The sequence below is a fragment of the Vibrio sp. AH4 genome, from assembly GCF_030710545.1.
GTDB lineage: Bacteria > Pseudomonadota > Gammaproteobacteria > Enterobacterales > Vibrionaceae > Vibrio > Vibrio metoecus.
The window spans coordinates 2,648,502-2,670,357 of sequence record NZ_JALAIV010000001.1 but is presented as its reverse complement, the minus strand read 5'-3'; the positions used below and the strand labels follow the sequence as shown (position 1 = coordinate 2,670,357).

General features: G+C 46.2%; 19 protein-coding genes and 1 riboswitch. Of the genes, 9 read left to right on the top strand and 10 right to left on the bottom strand.

Going from position 1 to position 21,856, the window contains the following annotated elements:
• Positions 1-61 precede the first annotated feature (61 nt).
• Complete coding sequence (locus tag MKA69_RS12235) at positions 62-2,344, top strand: acyl-CoA dehydrogenase (RefSeq protein ID WP_095456871.1); 2,283 nt, start codon at positions 62-64, stop codon at positions 2,342-2,344.
• 198 nt (positions 2,345-2,542) lie between these two features.
• Positions 2,543-3,745, top strand: coding sequence for an enoyl-ACP reductase FabV (gene fabV, locus MKA69_RS12230; protein WP_055027710.1), 1,203 nt, complete (start codon positions 2,543-2,545; stop codon positions 3,743-3,745).
• Between the two features lie 180 nt (positions 3,746-3,925).
• Here the strand turns inward: fabV and infA are convergent, their stop codons facing one another.
• The 3 genes from infA to aat all read right to left on the bottom strand — a co-directional run bounded on the left by infA (position 3,926) and on the right by aat (position 5,662).
• Positions 3,926-4,144, bottom strand: coding sequence for a translation initiation factor IF-1 (gene infA, locus MKA69_RS12225; RefSeq protein WP_001040192.1), 219 nt, complete (start codon positions 4,142-4,144; stop codon positions 3,926-3,928).
• Between the two features lie 82 nt (positions 4,145-4,226).
• Positions 4,227-4,928 (bottom strand): arginyltransferase, encoded by a 702-nt coding sequence (locus MKA69_RS12220; protein ID WP_055030370.1) that lies wholly within the window; start codon positions 4,926-4,928, stop codon positions 4,227-4,229.
• On the bottom strand, positions 4,925-5,662 hold the full coding sequence (aat, locus tag MKA69_RS12215; RefSeq protein WP_305848139.1) for a leucyl/phenylalanyl-tRNA--protein transferase: 738 nt from the start codon (positions 5,660-5,662) through the stop codon (positions 4,925-4,927). The genes MKA69_RS12220 and aat overlap by 4 nt, the downstream gene beginning before the upstream one ends.
• Positions 5,663-5,970: 308 nt before the next feature.
• Between aat and aroA the strand changes: the two genes are divergently transcribed.
• Positions 5,971-7,251 carry a 3-phosphoshikimate 1-carboxyvinyltransferase gene (aroA, locus tag MKA69_RS12210; protein ID WP_000445269.1) on the top strand — a complete coding sequence of 427 codons (1,281 nt, stop codon included), beginning with the start codon at positions 5,971-5,973 and terminating at the stop codon, positions 7,249-7,251.
• A 71-nt stretch (positions 7,252-7,322) separates the two neighbouring features.
• Here aroA and MKA69_RS12205 read toward each other — a convergent pair whose 3' ends face one another.
• Positions 7,323-7,571, bottom strand: a complete 249-nt coding sequence (locus MKA69_RS12205) for a YciN family protein (protein WP_001015854.1) — start codon at positions 7,569-7,571, stop codon at positions 7,323-7,325.
• Between the two features lie 336 nt (positions 7,572-7,907).
• On the opposite strand from MKA69_RS12205, the gene topA reads away from it, so the two are divergent.
• The 4 genes from topA (at position 7,908) to MKA69_RS12185 (ending at position 14,813) form a co-directional block, all read left to right on the top strand.
• Entirely contained in the window at positions 7,908-10,538 is a 2,631-nt protein-coding gene (gene topA / locus MKA69_RS12200; RefSeq protein WP_305848138.1) for a type I DNA topoisomerase, read from the top strand.
• 664 nt (positions 10,539-11,202) lie between these two features.
• Entirely contained in the window at positions 11,203-12,420 is a 1,218-nt protein-coding gene (gene glgC, locus MKA69_RS12195) for a glucose-1-phosphate adenylyltransferase (RefSeq protein ID WP_055034642.1), read from the top strand.
• A gap of 1 nt (position 12,421) precedes the next feature.
• The gene (glgA, locus tag MKA69_RS12190) at positions 12,422-13,876 is read left to right on the top strand and encodes a glycogen synthase GlgA (RefSeq protein WP_000436807.1); all 1,455 of its coding nucleotides are present in this window, start codon (positions 12,422-12,424) and stop codon (positions 13,874-13,876) included.
• Between the two features lie 130 nt (positions 13,877-14,006).
• The gene (locus tag MKA69_RS12185) at positions 14,007-14,813 is read left to right on the top strand and encodes an alpha/beta fold hydrolase (protein WP_001272763.1); all 807 of its coding nucleotides are present in this window, start codon (positions 14,007-14,009) and stop codon (positions 14,811-14,813) included.
• A gap of 5 nt (positions 14,814-14,818) precedes the next feature.
• Here MKA69_RS12185 and MKA69_RS12180 read toward each other — a convergent pair whose 3' ends face one another.
• The 5 genes from MKA69_RS12180 to torD all read right to left on the bottom strand — a co-directional run bounded on the left by MKA69_RS12180 (position 14,819) and on the right by torD (position 19,096).
• A complete protein-coding gene (locus MKA69_RS12180) occupies positions 14,819-15,130 on the bottom strand; it encodes a putative signal transducing protein (RefSeq protein WP_055034737.1) in 312 nt (103 codons plus the stop codon).
• A 23-nt stretch (positions 15,131-15,153) separates the two neighbouring features.
• Entirely contained in the window at positions 15,154-15,843 is a 690-nt protein-coding gene (locus tag MKA69_RS12175; RefSeq protein ID WP_305848137.1) for a TVP38/TMEM64 family protein, read from the bottom strand.
• A 281-nt stretch (positions 15,844-16,124) separates the two neighbouring features.
• A complete protein-coding gene (locus tag MKA69_RS12170; RefSeq protein ID WP_000360584.1) occupies positions 16,125-16,712 on the bottom strand; it encodes a TfoX/Sxy family DNA transformation protein in 588 nt (195 codons plus the stop codon).
• A 114-nt stretch (positions 16,713-16,826) separates the two neighbouring features.
• Positions 16,827-16,912: riboswitch (cyclic di-GMP riboswitch) on the bottom strand.
• A 158-nt stretch (positions 16,913-17,070) separates the two neighbouring features.
• Entirely contained in the window at positions 17,071-18,081 is a 1,011-nt protein-coding gene (gene purR / locus MKA69_RS12165) for an HTH-type transcriptional repressor PurR (RefSeq protein ID WP_000201020.1), read from the bottom strand.
• A gap of 355 nt (positions 18,082-18,436) precedes the next feature.
• A complete protein-coding gene (gene torD, locus MKA69_RS12160; RefSeq protein WP_305848136.1) occupies positions 18,437-19,096 on the bottom strand; it encodes a molecular chaperone TorD in 660 nt (219 codons plus the stop codon).
• Between the two features lie 224 nt (positions 19,097-19,320).
• On the opposite strand from torD, the gene torR reads away from it, so the two are divergent.
• A complete protein-coding gene (torR, locus tag MKA69_RS12155; RefSeq protein WP_000120282.1) occupies positions 19,321-20,025 on the top strand; it encodes a two-component system response regulator TorR in 705 nt (234 codons plus the stop codon).
• Between the two features lie 106 nt (positions 20,026-20,131).
• On the opposite strand, the gene elyC is transcribed toward torR, so the two are convergent.
• Positions 20,132-20,953, bottom strand: coding sequence for an envelope biogenesis factor ElyC (gene elyC, locus MKA69_RS12150; RefSeq protein WP_000462429.1), 822 nt, complete (start codon positions 20,951-20,953; stop codon positions 20,132-20,134).
• 116 nt (positions 20,954-21,069) lie between these two features.
• Between elyC and cmoM the strand changes: the two genes are divergently transcribed.
• On the top strand, positions 21,070-21,852 hold the full coding sequence (cmoM, locus tag MKA69_RS12145; protein WP_000133893.1) for a tRNA uridine 5-oxyacetic acid(34) methyltransferase CmoM: 783 nt from the start codon (positions 21,070-21,072) through the stop codon (positions 21,850-21,852).
• Positions 21,853-21,856: the final 4 nt, after the last annotated feature.

The following is a 21,856-nucleotide window of genomic DNA, read 5'->3' as shown; positions in this document are numbered from 1 at the left end:
TTCCCTATACCGCTAAAGCGTCAAGTGGAAAGGGATAACCAGTGAACAAAAGGATCTGAATATGAGCTCTCTACGCAGAAAATGGATCAGTGACCCCGCTTTCAAAATGTTTAAAAAAGTGCTTCCTCCTCTGTCACAAACGGAGAAAGAAGCCATGGAAGCGGGCAGTGTATGGTGGGATGGCGAACTGTTCTCTGGTAAGCCTGATTTCACCAAACTACACCATTACCCTAAACCTACTTTGTCAGTTGAAGAGCAAGCCTTCATCAACAATGAGCTGGAAACACTGCTCAGCATGTTGGATGACTACAAAATAGTGAAACAAGATCGCGACCTACCGAAAGAGGTTTGGGATTTTCTACGCAAAGAGCGCTTCTTCTCGCTGATCATTTCCAAAGAATATGGTGGCCGTGAATTTTCTGCGTTAGCCAACTCTACCATCGTGTCACGTATTGCTACACGCAGTATCAGTACGGCGGTAACGGTGATGGTGCCTAACTCATTAGGCCCTGGTGAGCTTTTGTCTCACTACGGAACTCAAGCGCAAAAGGATTACTGGTTGCCACGTTTAGCGGACGGCACCGACATCCCTTGCTTTGCACTGACCGGCCCAGAAGCGGGTTCCGATGCGGGGGGGATTCCTGATCAGGGCGTGGTTTGCTATGGAAAACATGAAGGCAAAGAAGTGTTGGGCATCCGTTTAAGTTGGAACAAACGCTACATCACGCTGGCGCCGGTGGCGACGGTATTGGGTTTAGCATTCAAACTCAATGACCCAGACCATTTGCTTGGCGATAAAGAAGAGATCGGTATTACCTGTGCATTGATTCCCGCTTCCCATGAAGGTGTGGAAATTGGTGAGCGCCACGACCCTCTGGGTTTGGCCTTTATGAACGGGCCAACGCGCGGGCAAGATGTGTTTATTCCTATCGATTGGCTAATCGGTGGAGCGGATTACGCAGGTAAAGGCTGGCGTATGTTGGTGGAGTGCCTCTCCGCTGGGCGTGGTATCTCACTGCCTGCATTAGGTACGGCAATTGGCCACCTGACCGCACGCACTACGGGGGCTTATGGCTATGTGCGTAAACAGTTTGGGATGTCGATTGGTAAATTTGAAGGCGTGGCTGAAGCCATGGGCCGGATTGGTGGTTTAACCTATCTACTTGAAGCGACCCGTACTTTGACGACCACTTCTTTGGATCTCAAAGAAAAACCGGGGATTGTGACGGCGATTGCCAAGTATCACATGACGGAAATTGCGCGCACCATTTTGAATGATGCGATGGATATCCATTCTGGTCGTGCGATCCAAGATGGTCCGATGAACTATCTGGCGACGCACTATCTCGGCGTGCCAGTGGCAATCACTGTAGAAGGGGCGAATATTCTTACGCGTAACCTGATGATCTTCGGTCAAGGGGCGACACGTTGCCATCCTTACGTTCTCAAAGAGATGGAGGCGGCGGCGAACCCAGATCAACATGAAGGCGCAAAAGCATTTGACGATCTGCTGTTCAAACACATTGCTCACGCGACCAAAAATAGCTTTGGTGCTCTGTTTGCTGCATTGACGGGTTCGCGTTTTATTAAAGCCAATATGAGTGGCCCGACTCAAGGCTACTATAAACAAATGACTCGCCTAAGCCGCGCTTTAGCCGTGAGTGCAGATGTGGCTATGCTCACTTTGGGTGGCGAGTTGAAACGTAAAGAGATGATTTCTGCACGCTTAGGGGATGCGTTGAGTTATCTCTATATGGGTTCTGCTGTGCTGAAAAAATACGAAGACGAAGGCCGACATCAAGCGGATCTGGATTACGTACATTATGCAATGCAACACTGTTTGCACCACGCAGCCAAATCGCTCAATCAAGCGTATCGTAACTATCCTGTGACCGGTGTTGGCGCGCTGCTTAAAGGTCTGCTATTCCCGCTGGGTAACCACTTTGCACTTCCCAGTGATGAGTTGGCGGTCAAATTGGCCGAAAGCCTAATGACACCGGGAGCGCATCGTGATCGTTTAACGGCGCTGTGCTACATCGGTAAAGAGGAAGACGACAGCGTTGGCTTGATGGAAAAAGCATTTTTGGCTATGTACAGCGTTAAAGGTCTAGAACGTAAACTGCAACAAGGCGTAAAAGAGGGCAAAGTGGCACGTAAAGGGTTACTGGCCGATCGCTTGGCACAAGCCCAGCAAGCGGGTGTGCTGAGCGCGGATGAAGTGGCATCTATTCTGGCTGCTGAAAAACTGCGTAGCCGTGCGATTCAAGTGGATCACTTCAGCCATGATTTTTCGCAAATCCACACCCATCAAACCACCAAACCTAAACTAAATAGCGTGGCATAACGAGTCACATAGTGTGTCGAGGGCTTCTCATCGAGAAGCCCTCTTTATTTTTTTGGTTGAGCTTTTTGTGAGCATAACCAGAAAAACGCTCGATTGAGTGATCCAACCACTGGTCATTTTCGGCGAAATTGAGAGAAATTAGATGCGATTTGTGTCTGAACCTTTTATCCTAGCGACGATTTTTTAAGGAATTTGAATATGATCATCAAACCTAAAATTCGTGGATTTATCTGTACAACAACGCACCCAGTGGGTTGTGAAGCGAACGTAAAAGAACAAATTGCCTACACAAAAGCGCAAGGTCCAATCAAAAATGCCCCTAAGCGCGTGTTGGTTGTCGGATCGTCTAGCGGCTATGGTCTGTCATCACGCATCGCTGCGGCGTTTGGCGGTGGTGCAGCGACGATCGGCGTATTTTTTGAAAAGCCGGGTACCGACAAAAAGCCGGGTACAGCAGGCTTCTACAATGCGGCGGCATTTGACAAATTGGCTCACGAAGCTGGTTTGTACGCGAAAAGCCTTAATGGCGATGCTTTCTCTCACGAAGCCAAACAAAAAGCGATTGAGCTGATCAAGCAAGACCTTGGTCAAATTGATTTGGTCGTGTACTCACTGGCTTCTCCAGTGCGTAAGATGCCAGAAACGGGTGAGTTAGTACGTTCAGCACTCAAGCCAATTGGTGAAACTTACACATCAACAGCGGTCGATACCAACAAAGATGTGATCATCGAAGCTAGTGTTGAACCCGCCACGGAACAAGAAATTGCTGACACTATCACTGTAATGGGTGGTCAGGATTGGGAACTGTGGATTCAAGCACTTGAAGAAGCGGGTGTACTCGCAGAAGGTTGTAAAACCGTAGCGTACAGCTACATTGGTACCGAATTGACATGGCCAATCTACTGGGACGGTGCTTTAGGCCGTGCCAAGATGGACTTAGATCGCGCCGCAACTGCGTTGAATGAAAAGCTGTCAGCTAAAGGCGGAACGGCCAACGTTGCAGTACTGAAATCGGTAGTGACGCAAGCAAGCTCTGCCATTCCGGTGATGCCACTCTATATCGCCATGGTCTTCAAGAAAATGCGCGAAGAGGGTGTACATGAAGGCTGTATGGAACAGATCTACCGCATGTTCAGCCAACGTCTGTACAAAGAAGATGGTTCAGCACCTGAAGTGGATGACCACAACCGTCTGCGTTTGGATGACCTAGAACTGCGTGATGATATTCAGCAACACTGCCGTGACCTGTGGCCACAAATTACCACAGAGAACCTGCGTGAGCTGACAGATTACGACATGTACAAAGAAGAGTTCATTAAGCTGTTTGGCTTTGGCATTGACGGCATTGATTACGATGCAGATGTGAATCCAGAAGTCGAATTTGCTGTGATTGATATCTAATTCAGACTTGAACTGGATTTTAAAAGGCGCGGTATAGCGCCTTTTTTACGCTTTAAATTTTGAGCGTAAACTCTTACGTGAAGCCAGTATTGAGTTAAAGAGTCGATATTGCGCTTTCTTTAGGGCAACAAAAAGCGGAGCCTAAACTCCGCTTTTTGTTTTGTGTTCGACAATCAGAAATTAACGAGCACGGAAGACGATGCGACCTTTAGACAAATCGTAAGGAGTCATCTCAACAGTGACTTTGTCACCGGTTAGAATGCGGATGTAGTTTTTACGCATTTTTCCAGAGATGTGAGCTGTCACCACGTGACCATTTTCAAGCTCTACACGGAACATTGTGTTAGGAAGAGTATCAAGGACAGTGCCTTGCATCTCAATTACGTCTTCTTTAGCCATTTAATCCTCTTTAGAAATTTGGCGATCTTTAACGGCGCGGATTCTGCCATTAAACGTTCAATATGGGAAGTTGCGGCGTATTCTACCCTTGCCAACGTTGATTTACTAGCCTTTGATGCGGATTGAACCGGACTTTATAGTTCATTGCTGGACATTCATCGATTTGATATCCCAAATAAAGCCACTGCTTTTTGGTTTGTTGGCAGTAATTCAGCTGACAAAGCACCGCGAGAGTGCCTAAAGAGAGCGTAATGTCAGGGTCATAGAAGGTGTAAAACGCACTCGCACTGTTAGGAAGCAAATCGGTAACCGCAATGGCAACCAACTTTTCGCCTTCATAAAGATGCAAATATTGGGTATTGAGCCATTTTGCTTGAGCAAATTTGGCAAATTCCATTTTATTGGGTGGATACATCGAGCCATGACGATGGCGCGCAAAAATATAACGCGCGTAAAGCTGATACCAATTTTCATCCATCTCTGGTTTCAGTTGCCAATGGAAATGACTGCTCAACAGTTTGAGTAAACGCTTTTGGCTTTTGCTCGGGGTAAAGTCAGGGACAGGAATGCGCAGCGCTTGGCAGGCTTGGCAGTGGTCACAATGGGGCTTATAAATCGTGTCGCCACTGCGTCGAAAACCATTGGCCATTAAGACTTCATAGGTGTCGGGCGTTTGCATCTGTGGGTCGATAGCCACAGCGACCCGTTCCATCCTATCCACCAAGTAGCTACAAGGATGGTTGTTGGTTAATCCAATACGAATTTGCTGAATGTCTGAGCTCATGCATCAATCCTCGAAGGCACTGGCGAAGTCGGTGTGGCGAGCCACTGAGGTTCAAAACAGCCACTAAGCACCGCTTTCTCCTTAAAAGATAGCAATGATTGGATAAATTGTTCACGGCTGAGCGTGGTGGCACCCAAAGATTTGAGATGAGGGTTCATGACTTGGCAATCAATCAACTGTCCTTGATGTCGCGAAAAATGGTCACAAAAATACCAGAGAGCAATCTTTGAAGCGTTGGTTGCGAGGCTAAACATCGATTCACCACAAAACAGTTGGCCGACCGAAATACCATAAAGTCCACCCACCAGTTGTTCGTTTTGCCACACTTCTACCGAATGGCAAAGGCCTTGCTTCGCGAGTTCCCCATAAGCATGGCGCATTTGGCTATTTAACCAACGTTGATCGGCTGGTCGAGTTAATGCACACAATTCAATAACGTTCGAAGTCGCAAGGTTCAAGCTAATCCGGTATTGGTGCTGGCGCTGGAATTTTCTGACACTTTTTGCTGGCTGAAACTGGGCTGGATCAAACACGGCTCGTGGGGAGGGGCTCCACCATAGAATCGGGTCATTCGGGCCATACCAAGGAAAAATCCCGCTCTGGTAAGCCATCCAAATTCGCGCAGGGCTGAGATCACCGCCAAAGGCTAATAGGCCGTTAGGTTCTTCTAACGCCGTAAATGGAGAAGGGAAGGAGAGATCTTCCTGTTCTAACTCAGTGAGATAAATCGCCATCGTATTGGTTTACCTTGCAAGTTCTTGCGATCAATTGCAGAAGTGAGTGGGCTGGCAGCCCTATCACTGACCTGTCATTAGAGGTCGTGAGCGGCGATCTTAGTGATTTTATATGCATTTGCCAATCTTACTGTCTATAGAAAAACGTGGGGGAGGCCGAAATGCATAAATAGAAATAAAAATTCATTGTGAGCAAGATTAAGGCTAGCGATCGTGATTGAATTTGGTTAGTCTGCGGATACGAAGAATTTTCGTCGCGACCCCATAACCACAAGGACTTTCAGCGGCGCAAGGAAACACAACATTCAATGGAAAGCTTAACTCTACAACCGATAAATCTCATCTCAGGGGAAGTGAATCTTCCCGGTTCTAAAAGTGTTTCAAACCGCGCATTACTGCTAGCGGCTTTGGCTTCCGGAAAGACTCGTCTGACCAACTTGCTTGATAGCGACGACATTCGCCATATGCTCAACGCATTAACAAAGCTTGGCGTGAAATATCAACTCTCGGCAGACAAAACCACGTGTGAAGTGGAAGGTCTTGGCCAAGCTTTTCATACCACGCAACCGTTAGAGCTGTTTTTAGGTAATGCAGGTACGGCTATGCGTCCTTTGGCCGCTGCATTGTGTCTTGGACAAGGTGACTATGTACTGACGGGCGAACCGCGTATGAAAGAGCGCCCAATAGGTCACCTCGTGGATGCACTGCGTCAAGCTGGGGCGCAAATTGAGTATCTGGAGCAGGAAAATTTCCCGCCGCTGCGTATTCAAGGCACTGGGTTGCAAGCGGGTACCGTGACTATCGATGGTTCAATCTCTAGCCAGTTTTTGACTGCTTTTTTAATGTCAGCACCACTTGCTCAAGGGAAAGTGACCATCAAAATCGTGGGTGAATTGGTCTCTAAGCCGTACATCGATATTACGCTACACATCATGGAACAGTTTGGTGTTCAGGTGATCAACCACGATTACCAAGAGTTTGTGATCCCAGCCGGCCAATCTTATGTCTCCCCCGGAAACTTCTTAGTCGAAGGTGATGCATCATCTGCTTCGTATTTTCTGGCCGCTGCCGCGATCAAGGGCGGTGAAGTAAAAGTGACAGGCATTGGTAAAAACAGCATTCAAGGTGACATTCAGTTTGCGGATGCTTTGGAGAAAATGGGCGCGCAGATTGAGTGGGGGGATGATTACGTCATTGCTCGCCGCGGTGAACTGAATGCAGTGGATCTCGATTTTAACCATATTCCAGATGCGGCAATGACGATTGCGACTACGGCACTGTTTGCCAAAGGTACTACGGCGATTCGTAACGTTTACAACTGGCGTGTGAAAGAGACCGATCGTTTGGCGGCGATGGCTACTGAATTACGCAAAGTTGGCGCAACGGTTGAAGAAGGCGAAGATTTCATTGTGATCACTCCTCCTGCGCAACTCACGCATGCTGCGATCGATACGTATGATGATCACCGTATGGCGATGTGTTTCTCTTTGGTGGCTTTAAGTGATACACCAGTGACGATTAACGATCCGAAATGTACCTCTAAAACCTTCCCAGATTACTTTGATAAGTTGGCTCAGTTAAGCCACTAATTTTGTGTGGTAAATGTTAAAGAGCTCTTACGCTAACTAATTGAAATAAAAGCCTCATTACGAGGCTTTTATTATTTTTGCACGGTAAACTCAGGGGATAGCTGGTGGGCTAAGTATTTAAACATATTGAATACTGCGGTGGTTTTTTCCGTAGGCAGGCCTTGTTCTGTTAGGAAATATTCACCTTTGAAGACCAACACACCCTCTTTCTCTTCCACATGGGTAGCGCGCATGCCTTCAAGGTAGCTCTCATGGTCTTGAATTATCTGGTTTGCGATCAGTAATAGGTCGAATTCGCTGATAGGGGTTTTATGGTTCATAGGTATAACTCCTTACTTTCTGAAGCGGATAGTATAAGTGTGTAATCGGTTATAGCCTTGACAGAACGCAGAAAAAAGACGATTTATTCTGTTAATGAATTTGTGAGTTATTGCATATTTCGTTGTTTTGGGGTCGCGGTGTGGCGCGCTTCACTTTAGTATGAGCGCGTTTTTGACAGCAGGACAACATTTCGTCGATTTGTCGAGCAAATAAAAAGCTTTTATAAAAAACAAGTTGATCTTCTTGTTATCTGGCTCGATAGTAAAAAAAGAATTACATTTTAGAACGTCATGCGATTTAGAAATCGCCAAATGATGAAGGACACTTGAGTCAATATGGGTAAACCACTCGTTATCGTCGAGTCGCCAGCCAAGGCCAAAACTATCAATAAGTACCTTGGTAAAGACTTTATCGTGAAATCCAGTGTGGGACACGTGCGTGATCTGCCTACGGCAGGACAAACCACCACACCAACCGGTAAAGCGGCCGCTGCGTCGACTAAAAAGCTATCTATCGCTGATAAAGAGCAGCAAAAGCGTGAAAAAGAACGCTCAGCACTGATCAAAAAGATGGGTGTCGATCCATATCATGGTTGGGAAGCGAATTATCAAATTCTGCCTGGTAAAGAAAAAGTGGTAGCGGAGCTACAAAAGCTTGCGAAAGACGCCGACAGCGTTTATCTCGCAACCGACTTGGACCGCGAGGGAGAAGCCATCGCTTGGCACCTTCGTGAGATCATCGGTGGCGATGAAAAGCGATACAAACGAGTAGTATTTAACGAGATCACCAAGAACGCGATTCAGCAGGCTTTCCAACAACCTGGTGAGCTGAATATGGATGGCGTTAACGCTCAGCAAGCGCGCCGTTTCATGGATCGCGTGGTTGGCTTCATGGTCTCTCCATTGCTATGGAAAAAAGTAGCACGCGGCCTCTCAGCAGGGCGTGTACAGTCTGTTGCTGTAAAACTCTTGGTTGAGCGTGAACGTGAAATTAAAGCGTTTGTGCCGGAAGAGTTTTGGGATATCAATGCGGATACGTTGACCGCGGATAAGCAAGATTTCCGCTTGCTGGTGGCCCAAAAAGACGGTTTAGCGTTCAAACCTGTGAACGAAACGGAAGCTTTGGCTGCGGTTTCTGCGCTGAATAATGCGCAGTACGAAGTGTGCAAACGTGAAGACAAACCAACGAGTAGCAAACCGAGTGCACCATTCATTACGTCAACCTTGCAGCAAGCGGCAAGTACCCGCTTAGGCTACGGGGTGAAAAAGACCATGATGCTCGCTCAACGTCTGTATGAAGCGGGTTACATCACCTATATGCGTACTGACTCGACCAACTTGAGTGCAGAAGCAGTCGAAAATGTGCGTGGCTACATCACTAAGCATTATGGTGAGGCTTATTTACCAAGTCAGCCGAATGTTTATGGCAGTAAACAAAACGCACAAGAAGCGCACGAAGCGATTCGCCCTTCTGATGTCACCGTGACAACGGATGATCTGGAAGGTATGGAAGCGGACGCGCATAAGCTGTACGCACTGATCTGGAATCAATTTGTCGCGTGTCAAATGACGCCAGCGCAATATGATTCAACCACCGTCAGTGTGAAAGCGGCTGAGTTTACTCTGAAAGCGAAAGGTCGAATCCTTAAGTTTGATGGTTGGACGCGCGTACAGCGTCCGCTGGGTAAAAATGAAGATCAGATCTTGCCTCCGGTGAAAGTCGGTGACAGCCTAAAGTTAGTCAGTCTAGATCCGAAACAACACTTCACTAAGCCGCCAGCACGCTTTACAGAAGCGGCGTTGGTTAAAGAGCTTGAGAAACGAGGTATTGGCCGCCCATCAACCTACGCTTCGATCATTTCGACGATTCAAGACCGTGGTTATGTGAAAGTTGACCAGCGTCGATTCTTCGCAGAAAAGATGGGTGAAATTGTCACCGATCGTCTGGATGAAAACTTTGACGATCTGATGAACTACGATTTCACTGCGCGTATGGAAGAAAAACTCGACCAAATCGCGGAAGGTGAAGTGAATTGGACGGCAGTGTTGGATGAGTTCTTCGCTGATTTCAGTCGTGATCTCGAAACCGCAGAGCAAGATGAAAGTGTTGGCGGCATGAAGCCTAACCACATTGTGATGACAAACATCTTGTGTCCAACGTGTTCGCGCCCGATGGGGATTCGTACCGCTTCGACTGGCGTGTTCTTAGGTTGCTCTGGCTATGCTTTGCCGCCGAAAGAGCGCTGCAAAACCACCATCAACCTAGGTGATGAAGAAGGCGTGATCAACGTTCTCGAAGAGGATGTAGAAACCGCCGCGCTGCGTGCCAAAAAACGTTGTCCAATTTGTGAAACGGCGATGGATGCCTATTTGATTGATGATAAGCGTAAGCTGCATGTTTGTGGTAATAACCCGAACTGTGAAGGCTTCATCGTTGAACAAGGCGAATTCAAAGTGAAAGGCTACGAAGGGCCAATGGTTGAGTGTGACAAATGTGGCTCAGACATGGTGCTGAAAAATGGCCGCTTTGGTAAGTACATGGGTTGTACCAATGACACCTGTAAAAACACCCGTAAGATTCTGAAAAACGGTGAAGTTGCACCACCGAAAGAAGAGCCTGTGCATTTCCCTGAATTGCCATGTGAAAATTCGGATGCGTATTTTGTGCTGCGTGATGGTGCGTCAGGCTTATTCTTGGCTGCAAGCAACTTCCCTAAATCTCGTGAAACTCGTGCTCCGTTAGTGGAAGAGTTGAAGCGTTTTGCAGAGCGCTTACCTGAAAAATACCAATATCTGACGTCGGCTCCGGCGCAGGATCCGGATGGTTTACCGGCTGTAGTGCGTTTCTCTCGTAAGGAGAAAGAGCATTACGTTCGTACCGAGACGGATGGTAAGCCATCAGGTTGGATGGCGATCTTCCAAGATGGGCAATGGTTGGTGACGGATAAGCGTAAAAACGCGAAATAGTTTCTCGCCGTCATTTCCTCGCTATAACAAGGCAGCCTCGTGCTGCCTTGTCTTATTTCTGCATGACGCTTTGCGAAGCGATTCTGAGAAACTTCACACGCTATTGATGCCTTTCACAATCAATTTACCAGAGTGTGACTCAAGAGAGAGTCTTCACCTCTCTTCCTCCTTACTATGAGATTAACCACTCAATCTGAGCTTCCTTAGCCGGATCCGGAGTTACCTCCTCGCAAATCGTTGCACTCCGATCCAAATGCTCTTTCTCAGTCCGATTTTTATCCTCTACTCATTCTTTCCAGTGTATTGGGCGAATTATTTCGCTAAGCCATTTCTATCAATCAGGAGGTGAACCCACTTCAGTAATTCAAGATTGCGTTATTTTTTACTGTTAGGTTTATGTAATTGAACCACCAACAGAGTGTGAGTTGGAATAAGTCTTTTCCATCATTCACCTTTTGACCACGGAGATTTCAAGAAATTGATTGGTATTCTGCTGCGGATTCGATAACGTATAGCCAACCGATTGCATTGTTTATTCAGCACATTTGTGCTGGCTGTCGTACAAATTTGCCATCGGTAAGCATGGAGCACCGCACCATATAGCCCCCAAAGCAAAACCTATTTCGTGGTTCGGTAAATATTATAAAAGAATGGAGAACAACACATGGCTGGAGTATTAGGCATGATTTTGGCGGGTGGCGAGGGGTCACGGTTGAAACCGTTGACAGAAACCCGTACCAAGCCGGCAGTTCCTTTTGGCGGAAGCTACCGCCTAATCGACTTTGCACTCAATAACTTTGTTAACGCCGATTTGATGCGTATCTACGTATTGACGCAATTCAAATCACAGTCTTTGTATCTACACATGAAAAAGGGCTGGAATCTGTCGGGGATCACAGATCGCTTTATCGACATTATTCCTGCGCAAATGCGTGATGGAAAACGTTGGTATGAAGGCACTGCTGATGCGATTTATCAAAACTTACGTTTTGTGGAAATTGTTGCCCCAGATCAAGTCTGCATTTTTGGCTCAGACCATATCTACAAGATGGATATTCGCCAAATGCTCGATTTCCATCGTCGCATGGAAGCGGAACTGACGGTTTCTGCACTGCGTATGCCGATCAGCCAAGCTTCACAATTTGGTGTCATTGAAGTTGATGAACACGGCAAAATGATAGGGTTTGAAGAGAAACCAAGCCATCCTAAGTCGATCCCCGGTGAACCTGAATGGGCGCTAGTATCGATGGGTAACTACATTTTTGATGCAGAAACGTTGAGCAAAGAACTGCGTGAAGATGCGGAAAATACTGAATCTAGCCATGACTTTGGCAAAGACATTATTCCGAAAATGTTCCCGCGCGGTAAAGTGTACGTGTATGACTTCACGACCAACAAAATCAAAGGCGAGAAAGAGTCTACCTATTGGCGTGATGTGGGTACTATCGAGTCCTATTGGTCTGCTCATATGGATCTGCTCGATAAAGAACCGCCATTTTCTTTGTATAACCGTAGCTGGCCGCTACACACCTATTACCCACCTTTGCCACCCGCAACGTTTGTGGATGTGAAGGATAAAAAAGTCAAAGTGACAGACAGTTTGATCTCTGGGGGAAGTTATATTCAAGGATCAACCATTTACAAGTCGGTACTGGGCTTCCGCAGTAACATTGCTGCTGGCTCTTTTATCAGTGAATCTGTTATCTTGGGCGACGTAAAAATTGGTGCTGGGTGCACAATTAAGCGCGCAATTATCGATAAAGATGTTGAAATTGCGGCAGGCACTATCATTGGTGAAGATCTGGAAATGGACAGAAAACGTTTCCACGTTTCCGATGAAGGCATTGTGGTCATCGCAAAAGGTTCAAAGGTAGGATTCTAGAATGGAACAACTCAACGTTTGGTTTACCGTGTCGGAAGTGCAGGGGCTGGTAAAAAGTGGTGGCTTAGCTGATGTAGCAAAAGCCCTACCACAGGCGTTGAAAGCGTTGCATCAGCAGGTAGCGATTGCGCTGCCTGCTTATCGTTCAGTTCCGGGTAGAGAAGAGGCAGAGCTAGTTCTAGAAACCGAGCTTACTCACTGGCCGCACACTCATTATCGAGTGCTTAAACGCGAGTTAGAAGGGATCCCAGTCTATTTAATTGACTGCCCAGCCTATTTTGATCGCCCGGCTCTGTATGCCGAGAATAACCAAGCGTATGCCGATAACGGTGAACGATTTGGTTTTTTCTCCGCAGCGTGTTTGGACGTACTCCCTAAATTGGGGATTCAACCGGATATTATTCACGCCAATGATTGGCATACCGGTTTGGTTCCTTTTCTGCTGAAAACGCGTTACCGCTATGACAGTTTTTTTGAACAAGTCAAAAGCGTGCTCACGGTGCATAACGCCATTTTCAAAGGGATTTTTTCTTACCACCAATTGGAAGTGATTCCTGAGCTTAATTTATCGGGTATGGAATTTCTGCAATATGGCCATGACCATGTCAGCATGTTGCGAGCAGGAATTGCCTTTGCCGATAAAATTAACGCAGTGAGCCCAAATTATGCTTCTGAGCTTTTAACGCCGCTCGGCGCGCATGGTTTAGTCGATGATTTTGTTCGTCGCGCAAGGGATTTGCACGGTATTGTGAATGGCTGTGATTACAGTGAATGGAATCCACAAACCGATCACTATTTGCCAACCACTTACAATGATGAACCACAATCGATGCGCAAGGGTAAAGCCTTGTGTAAAACCGCATTGCAAGAAGAGTTACATTTGCCTGTTGCCAATGTTCCTATGTTTGGCATGGTATGTCGTTTAACACACCAAAAAGGCTTTCATTACCTGTTGCCTATTTTGGAGCAGTTCTTACGTAATGATGTCCAGGTGGTGATTGTCGGGACGGGTGAGCCAGAGGTCGCAGCGCGACTGAATAAAATTGCTCACTCTCATCGCAATAAGTTTGCTTTTGTCGAGACCTACAGTGAGCGTTTAGCCCACTGGGTTGAAGCGGGATCTGACTTCTTCTTAATGCCTTCCGAGTTTGAGGCATGTGGGTTGAACCAGATCTACAGCATGGCTTATGGCACGTTACCTATCGTAAGGGAAGTTGGCGGGTTGAAAGACACGGTGAACGATTACGATAAGTTTCCTGAGCGTGCAACGGGTTTTGGTTATCAAGAACCCACACCTGAAGCGTTACTGATCACCATGCAGCGTGCCTTGCTGTTTTATCTCCAACAACCTGAGGACATGCTCAAAGTACAGCAACGTGCGATGCAGCAAAACTTCAGTTGGGAAGAGTCAGCACAGGAATACATGAAAATGTATCGTTTGGCGCGATTTGGTTAGAAGTAAATTTTAAAGCTAAGGCACCTTTGGGTGCCTTTATTTTCTGCTCGGTTCAACAGTTTCTTACAACTGAAGTGATTTTCCACACACGGTTTATGGTAGTCTTGGCCTGCGTAATAACGAGGTGCCAATGTCTGCGATTGCTGAAAACGTTCTGTTTCATAAAACCTACCTTCATCCTACCAGTCACGAATGGGTGGTTTTCGTGCATGGTGCTGGAGGCAGCTCCTCAATTTGGTTTAAGCAGATCAAAGCCTATCGTCAGCATTTTAACTTGTTACTCATCGATTTGCGTGGGCATGGTAAATCAAACCAATTGCTCAGAGATTGGATAGCCAATCGCTATACTTTCAAAACGGTCACCCTTGATGTGCTTAAAGTGTTGGATCATCTGAAAATTCAGTCAGCCCATTTTGTGGGCATGTCCCTTGGTACGATCATAGTGCGTAACCTTGCCGAGCTGGCAACGCACCGAGTTAGTTCCATGGTGCTTGGGGGGGCGGTAACGCGGCTCAATGCTCGCTCACAACTGTTGGTCAGGCTAGGGCATTTAAGCAAACATCTCATCCCTTATATGTGGCTGTATCGCTTATTTGCTTACATTGTGATGCCGCAGCGCAGCCAAAAAGAATCACGCCATCTCTTTATCCGTGAAGCTCAAAAGCTGTGTCAGAAAGAATTTAAACGTTGGTTTACATTAACGGCTGAAGTCAATCCCATGATGCGCTACTTCCGTGATCGTGAATTACCGATCCCCACTTTATATTTGATGGGGGAGAAGGATTACATGTTTATCCACCCGGTGAAGGAGATGGTGGCGCTGCATGCGCAAAGTGAACTGTATGAGATCCCCAATTGTGGACATGTATGTAATGTGGAACAGCCTGAACTGTTTAACCAGCGTTCGATAGAATTTATTCAGCGCCAGATCCGTTAACGCCGTCACTCATTATTTTGGGCAAACCCACACTGCCAACAAACGCTAAATTGTCCCTCATGGCTTTCGCCGCATTGAGGGCATAACCAGTGAGACTGCTTTGGTGGATTAAGAAACTCAGCGATGATTTGCTCGGCAGCGGTTTTCTGCTGAGGTTTCTTTAGCCAAAGTGATGGCGCGCTGCTGGAATCCATCGGGAGCTCCCCACGCAGCGCAAAGAGCATCTCTCCACGCAATTCACACAAAATCCCTTGTTGATGCAACAACTGCATCAAGATATGAGCCTCTAAAGGATGATTTGCAGTATAAATTTTCATCATGGTTGATGGGGTTTAAAAGCCTATTTTATAGGGGATGATATTGGCCGGCGTTGAACTTTATTCATTAACCATTTCACCACCACGGGGAATACACCTAGCAGCACAAAAGAGGCGAGCACTGGCGCAGAAACGATCTGACTCAAGCTAGAGATGTCAGCCAGTTGAGTACCTGCATTGAGATAAACCGCGGTGCCAGGCAGCATGCCTAATTGGCTGACCCAGTAGTAACGCCAAATGGAAATTGGCGTGAGCCCCATGACTAAGTTAATCAAAAAGAAGGGAAAAATGGGAATTAAGCGTAGCGAGAGCAGATAAAAAGCCCCATCCCGTTCGACACCTTGGTTAATGGTTAACAGCTTATCGGCAAATTTAGCTTGAACCCAATCGCGCAATAAAAAGCGGCTGCTGAGAAAGGCAAGTGTTGCACCAATCGTACTTGCAAAAGAGGCGAGCAGCAGACTGAGCCAAAACCCAAACAGTGCGGCACCCAATAGGGTGACGACAGTGGCACCGGGGACCGAAAAGGCTGTCAGTAGGACATACAATACAAAATAGATAAATGCGGCTTGCACAAGATGTGCATCAATGTAGTTTGCCAACTCGGCTTGCTTGGCTTTGGCGACATCTAACGTGAGATAGTGGCTAAATTGTGTCACCAAGATCGCCGTTATCGCGATCAAAATAAGGGCAATGATGAGCTTTTTGTTCATGAGCGGTACCTAGTCAGCACTTTGATATTGAAGCTTTTGATGGTGATAAATGGAATACCTTATCCCTTAGTCATGAAAGCGATTGCCTCAAGACTTGGGTATAAGTATATCTACTCAAAATAAATTCGCCCGATTGGTGTGAACAAGGGCTATGAAGTAGAAGACAGGGGATGCAGCGTATTTCTTTCAAAAAAATAACGCGCCCGAGTGGACGCGTTATCAGATTTTACTCAAGGTATTCATACAAACTCGGCGAGGAAAGACAGACTCAAAACGAGAAATCAAAGGTGTCTTAGTAGTTCGTCACGACGATTTTGTGGGATCACTGACCAATGTTTACCTTCGATTGCTCCCTCTAAAGCCCATAACAGCTCAAGGCTAACCTCTGCCGAATGGGTACGTTGAATGGCTTTATATGCTTCAACAGAACCGAAAGAGTGCAAAGACTCGACGCTTTCGATACCGGCTTTCTTGAGCATTCTTTCCGTTGCTAAACGCAAGTTGGGAAGATCTTTCAAACGGTCAGGCTTTGCTTGTGCTTGTGTTTCACGTTCGGTCTTAGCGACCTCAAGCGCAATACGAGCTTCACTTAAGATAGAGGCTGGATTACTCCAACAATCATCAGGTAGAGCGTAGTACTTAGTCACGACAGGAAAGCCACGTTTTTTATAAACATAAGGTTCATAACCTTGCTGTTTGAACTTTTCGATTGTGGCATCGTCTGCACGGATGTGCAGCGTATCGTTAACCACAAGCGCAAACATAGTTTCGTCGACGAAAATACCAAAGCCACCAAACATTGAACGAGATTTCACACGTCCTAGCTGCTCAAAGAGCCGCATTGAATCTTTTAATACTGGTTTATCCATGCTGTTAGTCTCGGAGTATTGTTACATACGCCACCAAATCAGGTCCGAGAAAATTAGCAAAATCATGCAACTGCCGTGTCAATGATGAGTCAACATAGTGTATGCATTTTTGCCATCGGTAACCCCGCTACCTACCTATGTTCTGGTTTAGGCCGGAGGCTTTGCGTCCCACTCTTTCGAATGGTTTGCCCTGTGCGTGACATTTTTCCTGATAAAAAATAACCAAACTTGGGTCATTCTCACATACTGATATTTCAATTGTGAGAATGAGCCATGTTAATAATACTCGCTCTACATTAGTTTTGTCATATTTATGTGACAAGCTTTCAAATATAGGCTCTGTGAATTGTCAAGAAAGTTAGGATTTTGTCAAGTCTTTCACAGTGTCGCGTTCGACGATCTCAGGATGCATCTCGAAAATTCGGCGCTCGTGTTCTTTATCTTTAATACGCTCTAAAAGAATTTCGAACGCATTTTTACCCACACGACGCTTAGGTTGGTGCACGGTGGTCAGTGGTGGAGAGAAGTATTCGGCCAGTTCGATATTATCGTAACCAATCACGGATATTTCTTCAGGAACACGAATTCCTTTTTGTTGCAAACGGCTCATAAGACCTAATGCCATGGTGTCGTTGAAGCAGAATACGGCAGTTGGACGCTTATCCATAGCAATGATTTTGTCGGCAGCAAGGACTGCGGTATCACACTCAAAATTACCTTCTAGAATCCAATCTTCATTCACGGGTAAGTGCGCTTCAGCCATCGCTCGGCGGAAACCTTGAATACGCTCTTGGCAAGCGGCTTTGACAAAATGACCACTTAAACAGGCAATGTCTGTGTGTCCACGATCCGTCAGATATTTGGTCGCGAGATAGCCACCTTCCTCTGAGTTATCGATGATTTTATCAGCGTGCGACGTTTCTGGACCCCAATCCATGATCACTTTTGGAATGTCTTTGTGAGCGTCGAGCATTTCCTGCAGCTCTTGAGTCAGGTCTGAACACATGACTAAAATGCCATCCACACGTTTTTCGGCCAGCATGCGAATGTAATCACGTTGTTTTTCATAGATGCCGCCCGTGTTACACAGAATCAAGGTGTAGCCTTGACGGTAACAGTAGCTTTCCACACCATCGATCACTTCAGAGAAAAACAGGTTTGTTGATTGAGTCACTAGCATGCCAATAGTGCGTGTAGTGTTGCACTTCAAACTACGTGCGACCGCACTCGGTGCATAGTTGAGTTGCTTAACCGCTTCCATCACTTTCTCTTGGGTGGTTTCTGCCACAAAGCGAGTTTTGTTGATAACGTGAGAAACGGTAGTGGTAGACACGCCAGCAAGGCGCGCTACATCTTTAATCGTAGCCATAGAGTGTTCCTGTCGATGACTGCTGATGCCAGCGAATGTTATTGGTTAATTAAATCAGCAGAAGTAAGGCGAGACTGAGCGAATCTTCACACTCTGTGCGGCGAGGAACCACATATACCGTACGTAAAGCGCTTCAATCATTATGCCTAAAGTAATAAAAATACAAAAACCGCCAAGAAACAGCGGTTTACATTTTTATTCGTTTTTATCGTTTGCGGGTGGATTTTAGACTGCAAATGTATCCACCGCAACGAAATTCATTCATCAAACTTTAAGTTCTTTCACAATTGATTTGTTTATGCCCCTGACTTTTTGCAACAGCAAAGTGGGCAGCTTAAAAATCGCTACGTTGTGATTAAAGACTCTGGCGAAGCTCATCAATGTAACGTTGATCTTGTTGTAAAAAAGCCAACGTTAGTCGAGCCGCCGCCGAGTAGAAACCAAATGCGTCAAACTGTGTACAACGTTCAACAAAAACGGATAACCAACTCAATAAGTGTTGAGCAATAAAATCAGATTGTGCTTTGAGAGCGGAGTTAACGTCAGAGCCTTCTTGATTCGGGTTATTGCTGATAACAAGATGCGCAAGAAAGTCGAGTTGAATCGCGAGATGGTCGGCGGGCTCATTAAGGTTCGGATCCACATTCACGTTATAGTGGCTCAGTAACTCACGCATGAGTTGTGCCGGTTTGCCATTGAGTAACCCTTTGTCAGTGTAGACAGAGGCATAGGGTAGCGCTGAGTCACGATCGGACTTTAAAAATAGATCACAAAAATCAGCGGCAAGTTCCAGTTGTGCATCTTGACGATCTTGCAAGCGATTGAGTGCATCAATCAAATGTTTCACTTCCGTCGCTAAGCTTTCTTCATCGGCTAGTCCGGTTAAGAAAGTACGGATTTCAGCTGAGTGATAGTGTGCGATATCTTGTTCAGTCAGCTCTTTAAAAAAGAGACTCGACAGCCACCAGTAAATTTCTGCGCGTTTTTCATTGAGGATATTCAGTTCTTGGATCATGTTTGCACTCCCAATCGATTGACGCTTAGTCTAAACCATAAAAATGAACAGCTATCATGCAAGATATGACAAGTTGTGAAAAGAAAAGAACACGTTGTTAATCTGTTAAATAAAGCTTGCGTTGCATCAAGGAAAAGTGGGGTTTCTCACGATATTCCTCGAATTATTAACAAATGTGAATAGAATGAGTGAGCGATAAATCCCGTTATTTAAAATGGTGCACTATGAGTTATCACGTACTTGTGGTTGAAGATGACCTCGTCACCCGTAGTAAGTTAAGCGGTTACTTTCAAAATGAAGGTTACCAAGTAACAGAAGCGGAAAGTGGCGCACAAATGAGAGAAGCACTTGAGCTCAATGACATTGATTTAGTCTTGCTAGACATTAACTTGCCTGGTGAAGATGGATTGCTATTGACGCGAGAGCTGCGTGGCCAGTCGGAGATTGGCATTATTTTAGTGACAGGACGCACAGACAGTATCGATAAAATTGTTGGCCTTGAAATGGGTGCTGACGATTATGTGACTAAACCTGTCGATTTACGTGAGCTACAAGTTCGAGTGAAAAACTTGTTGTGGCGTATTTCGTTGGCTCGCCGCGATAAATACAGTGAGAAGACAGACGATACGTTGGTTTACTTTGGCGAGTGGACATTCGATATACAGCGTCGTGCTTTGAGCCGTAATGGTGAGCCGGTTAAACTCACCAAAGCAGAATACGAGTTGTTGGTTGCACTTTCCTCTTATCCTAATCAAGTGCTGAGCCGTGAGCGCATTTTGAATATGATCAGCCATCGTGTGGATGCGCCAAATGATCGTACTATTGATGTGTTGATTCGACGTATGCGCGCCAAGATGGAAATGGATCCGAAGAACCCGCAAATTTTTGTCACAGTTCACGGTGAAGGGTACATGTTCGCAGGGGATTAAGCTCGTTTGAACTCAATTTGCATACATACTGCTTATCATCAACAAAGAAAAACCGGCGTATTTGCCGGTTTTTTACATTTTTAACAACTTGGCGGAGGGGAAACGATTAGGGCGTTGTCGGAGCTTCTTCTACGACAGAGGGCGTTCCTACCTGTTCACTGCCATCTCCGGCAACGGTATCACGCAGTTTTTGCCACAATAAGCCTAAGGTTTCGTACCAATACTGTTCGGTTTGCTCAAGATAGCGTGATTTAGGAATGTATTTATCCCAAGGCTGAACAATATTGAGATGACCTAAGTAGTTAGTCGGTGCTGGTATTGGCGTTAAACCTGCCGATTCAAATTCGCGCATCGCACGCTTCATATGGCTTGCTGAGGTGACCAGTACCATGCGCTTTTGTTGCACGAAAGCCGCGGCTTGGCGCGCTTCTTCCCAAGTATCTTTGGCGGTTTCCAGCAAAATAATATCCGATTTCGGTACGCCTAACGCTAAAGCGACACGCGCCATCATCCGAGCGTGGCTAACTTCACTACCACCAGCGTAACCGGAGAGGATCAGTTTTGAACCCGGATACATACGACTAATACGAATGCCTTCTGTTAAGCGCATGAGCGCAGCACGAGTAAGCTCGGAGGTGGGAGGGATGTCATCATCAACCACATGGCCATTACCGAGTACCATCACGTAGTCAAGAGTACCTTCTACGGGTAAAAATGCCGTGTAAGTACGTTCAAGTGGCATCAATAAACGAGTCGCCACGGGTTGAAAGGAAACCAGAAATAACCCAGTGAGGGAGAACAACACCACTAGGCAGCCAGTTTTACGTTTTGCCGTGAACATGATCAGCATCAGGCCCACGAAACCAATGATCAGCAGCGCTGGCAGAGGCATCAACAGTGAAGAAAAAATTTTTTTCAGCTCAAACATAGAGAAAACAGTCCGAAAAAACAGCACTTGAGTATAAAAAGAGTCGAAGCCTCTTTATTCCTGCCATTCGTATGACAGAATAGCAGGCACGGTTCGTTATCATAACTCAAGCTACTGTGACAGAAGATCGCAATTTCGACGATATTGCCCACAAATTTGCAAAAAATATATACGGTTCTGACAAAGGTGAGATCCGCCAAGTCATTGTTTGGGAAGATTTGGAGCAGCTTCTCAGTCAACTGGACGCGCAAAAAGTTCCCTTGCACGTACTCGATGCAGGTGGCGGCTTGGCGCAAGTATCGCAAAAAATCGCTCGCCTTGGGCATCGAGTGACACTCTGTGATCTTTCTTCGGAAATGTTGCAATTGGCCGAGCAGGATATTGCAAACAATGGCCTGCTTGAGCAGTATCGCTTCGTCCATTCACCAGTGCAGACGATTCAAGCACACCTTGATGCGCCCGTGGATTTGGTGCTGTTTCATGCGGTGATGGAATGGTTAGCGGAACCCAAACCAGCGTTGCAAAATTTGCTGGCGCAAGTCAGACCGGGCGGCATGGTGTCGGTGATGTTTTACAACTATCACGGTTTGGTTTACAAAAACGCCGTGTGTGGCAACATTCCGCACGTGCTAGAAGATATGCCGCACCGCAAACGGTTCAAATTACAACCGCAGAAAGGCTTACTCCCCGAAGAGGTCTACCAATGGATCGAAGAATCGGGTTTTGAGATCTGCGGGAAATCCGGTATTCGTTGTTTCAGTGATTACATCGGAAACATGAAAAACATGGGCGAATACCAGTATGAGGATTTGGTGGCACTGGAGCGCAAATTCTGCCGTCAGGAGCCTTACCTCTCATTGGGCCGATACATTCACGTATGGGCTAAGAAAAAACAATAACAGG

Excerpts from the sequence above, each read along its gene's own strand:
- purR (WP_000201020.1), bottom strand. The coding sequence starts at position 18,081 with ATGGCTACGATTAAAGATGTAGCGCGCCTTGCTGGCGTGTCTACCACT.
- glgA (WP_000436807.1), top strand. The coding sequence starts at position 12,422 with ATGGAACAACTCAACGTTTGGTTTACCGTGTCGGAAGTGCAGGGGCTG.
- MKA69_RS12220 (WP_055030370.1), bottom strand. The coding sequence starts at position 4,928 with ATGAGCTCAGACATTCAGCAAATTCGTATTGGATTAACCAACAACCAT.
- fabV (WP_055027710.1), top strand. The coding sequence starts at position 2,543 with ATGATCATCAAACCTAAAATTCGTGGATTTATCTGTACAACAACGCAC.
- MKA69_RS12235 (WP_095456871.1), top strand. The coding sequence starts at position 62 with ATGAGCTCTCTACGCAGAAAATGGATCAGTGACCCCGCTTTCAAAATG.
- MKA69_RS12180 (WP_055034737.1), bottom strand. The coding sequence starts at position 15,130 with ATGAAAATTTATACTGCAAATCATCCTTTAGAGGCTCATATCTTGATG.
- elyC (WP_000462429.1), bottom strand. The coding sequence starts at position 20,953 with ATGTTTGAGCTGAAAAAAATTTTTTCTTCACTGTTGATGCCTCTGCCA.
- aat (WP_305848139.1), bottom strand. The coding sequence starts at position 5,662 with ATGGCGATTTATCTCACTGAGTTAGAACAGGAAGATCTCTCCTTCCCT.
- aroA (WP_000445269.1), top strand. The coding sequence starts at position 5,971 with ATGGAAAGCTTAACTCTACAACCGATAAATCTCATCTCAGGGGAAGTG.
- infA (WP_001040192.1), bottom strand. The coding sequence starts at position 4,144 with ATGGCTAAAGAAGACGTAATTGAGATGCAAGGCACTGTCCTTGATACT.
- topA (WP_305848138.1), top strand. The coding sequence starts at position 7,908 with ATGGGTAAACCACTCGTTATCGTCGAGTCGCCAGCCAAGGCCAAAACT.
- MKA69_RS12170 (WP_000360584.1), bottom strand. The coding sequence starts at position 16,712 with ATGGATAAACCAGTATTAAAAGATTCAATGCGGCTCTTTGAGCAGCTA.
- MKA69_RS12205 (WP_001015854.1), bottom strand. The coding sequence starts at position 7,571 with ATGAACCATAAAACCCCTATCAGCGAATTCGACCTATTACTGATCGCA.
- MKA69_RS12175 (WP_305848137.1), bottom strand. The coding sequence starts at position 15,843 with ATGAACAAAAAGCTCATCATTGCCCTTATTTTGATCGCGATAACGGCG.
- MKA69_RS12185 (WP_001272763.1), top strand. The coding sequence starts at position 14,007 with ATGTCTGCGATTGCTGAAAACGTTCTGTTTCATAAAACCTACCTTCAT.
- torR (WP_000120282.1), top strand. The coding sequence starts at position 19,321 with ATGAGTTATCACGTACTTGTGGTTGAAGATGACCTCGTCACCCGTAGT.
- glgC (WP_055034642.1), top strand. The coding sequence starts at position 11,203 with ATGGCTGGAGTATTAGGCATGATTTTGGCGGGTGGCGAGGGGTCACGG.
- torD (WP_305848136.1), bottom strand. The coding sequence starts at position 19,096 with ATGATCCAAGAACTGAATATCCTCAATGAAAAACGCGCAGAAATTTAC.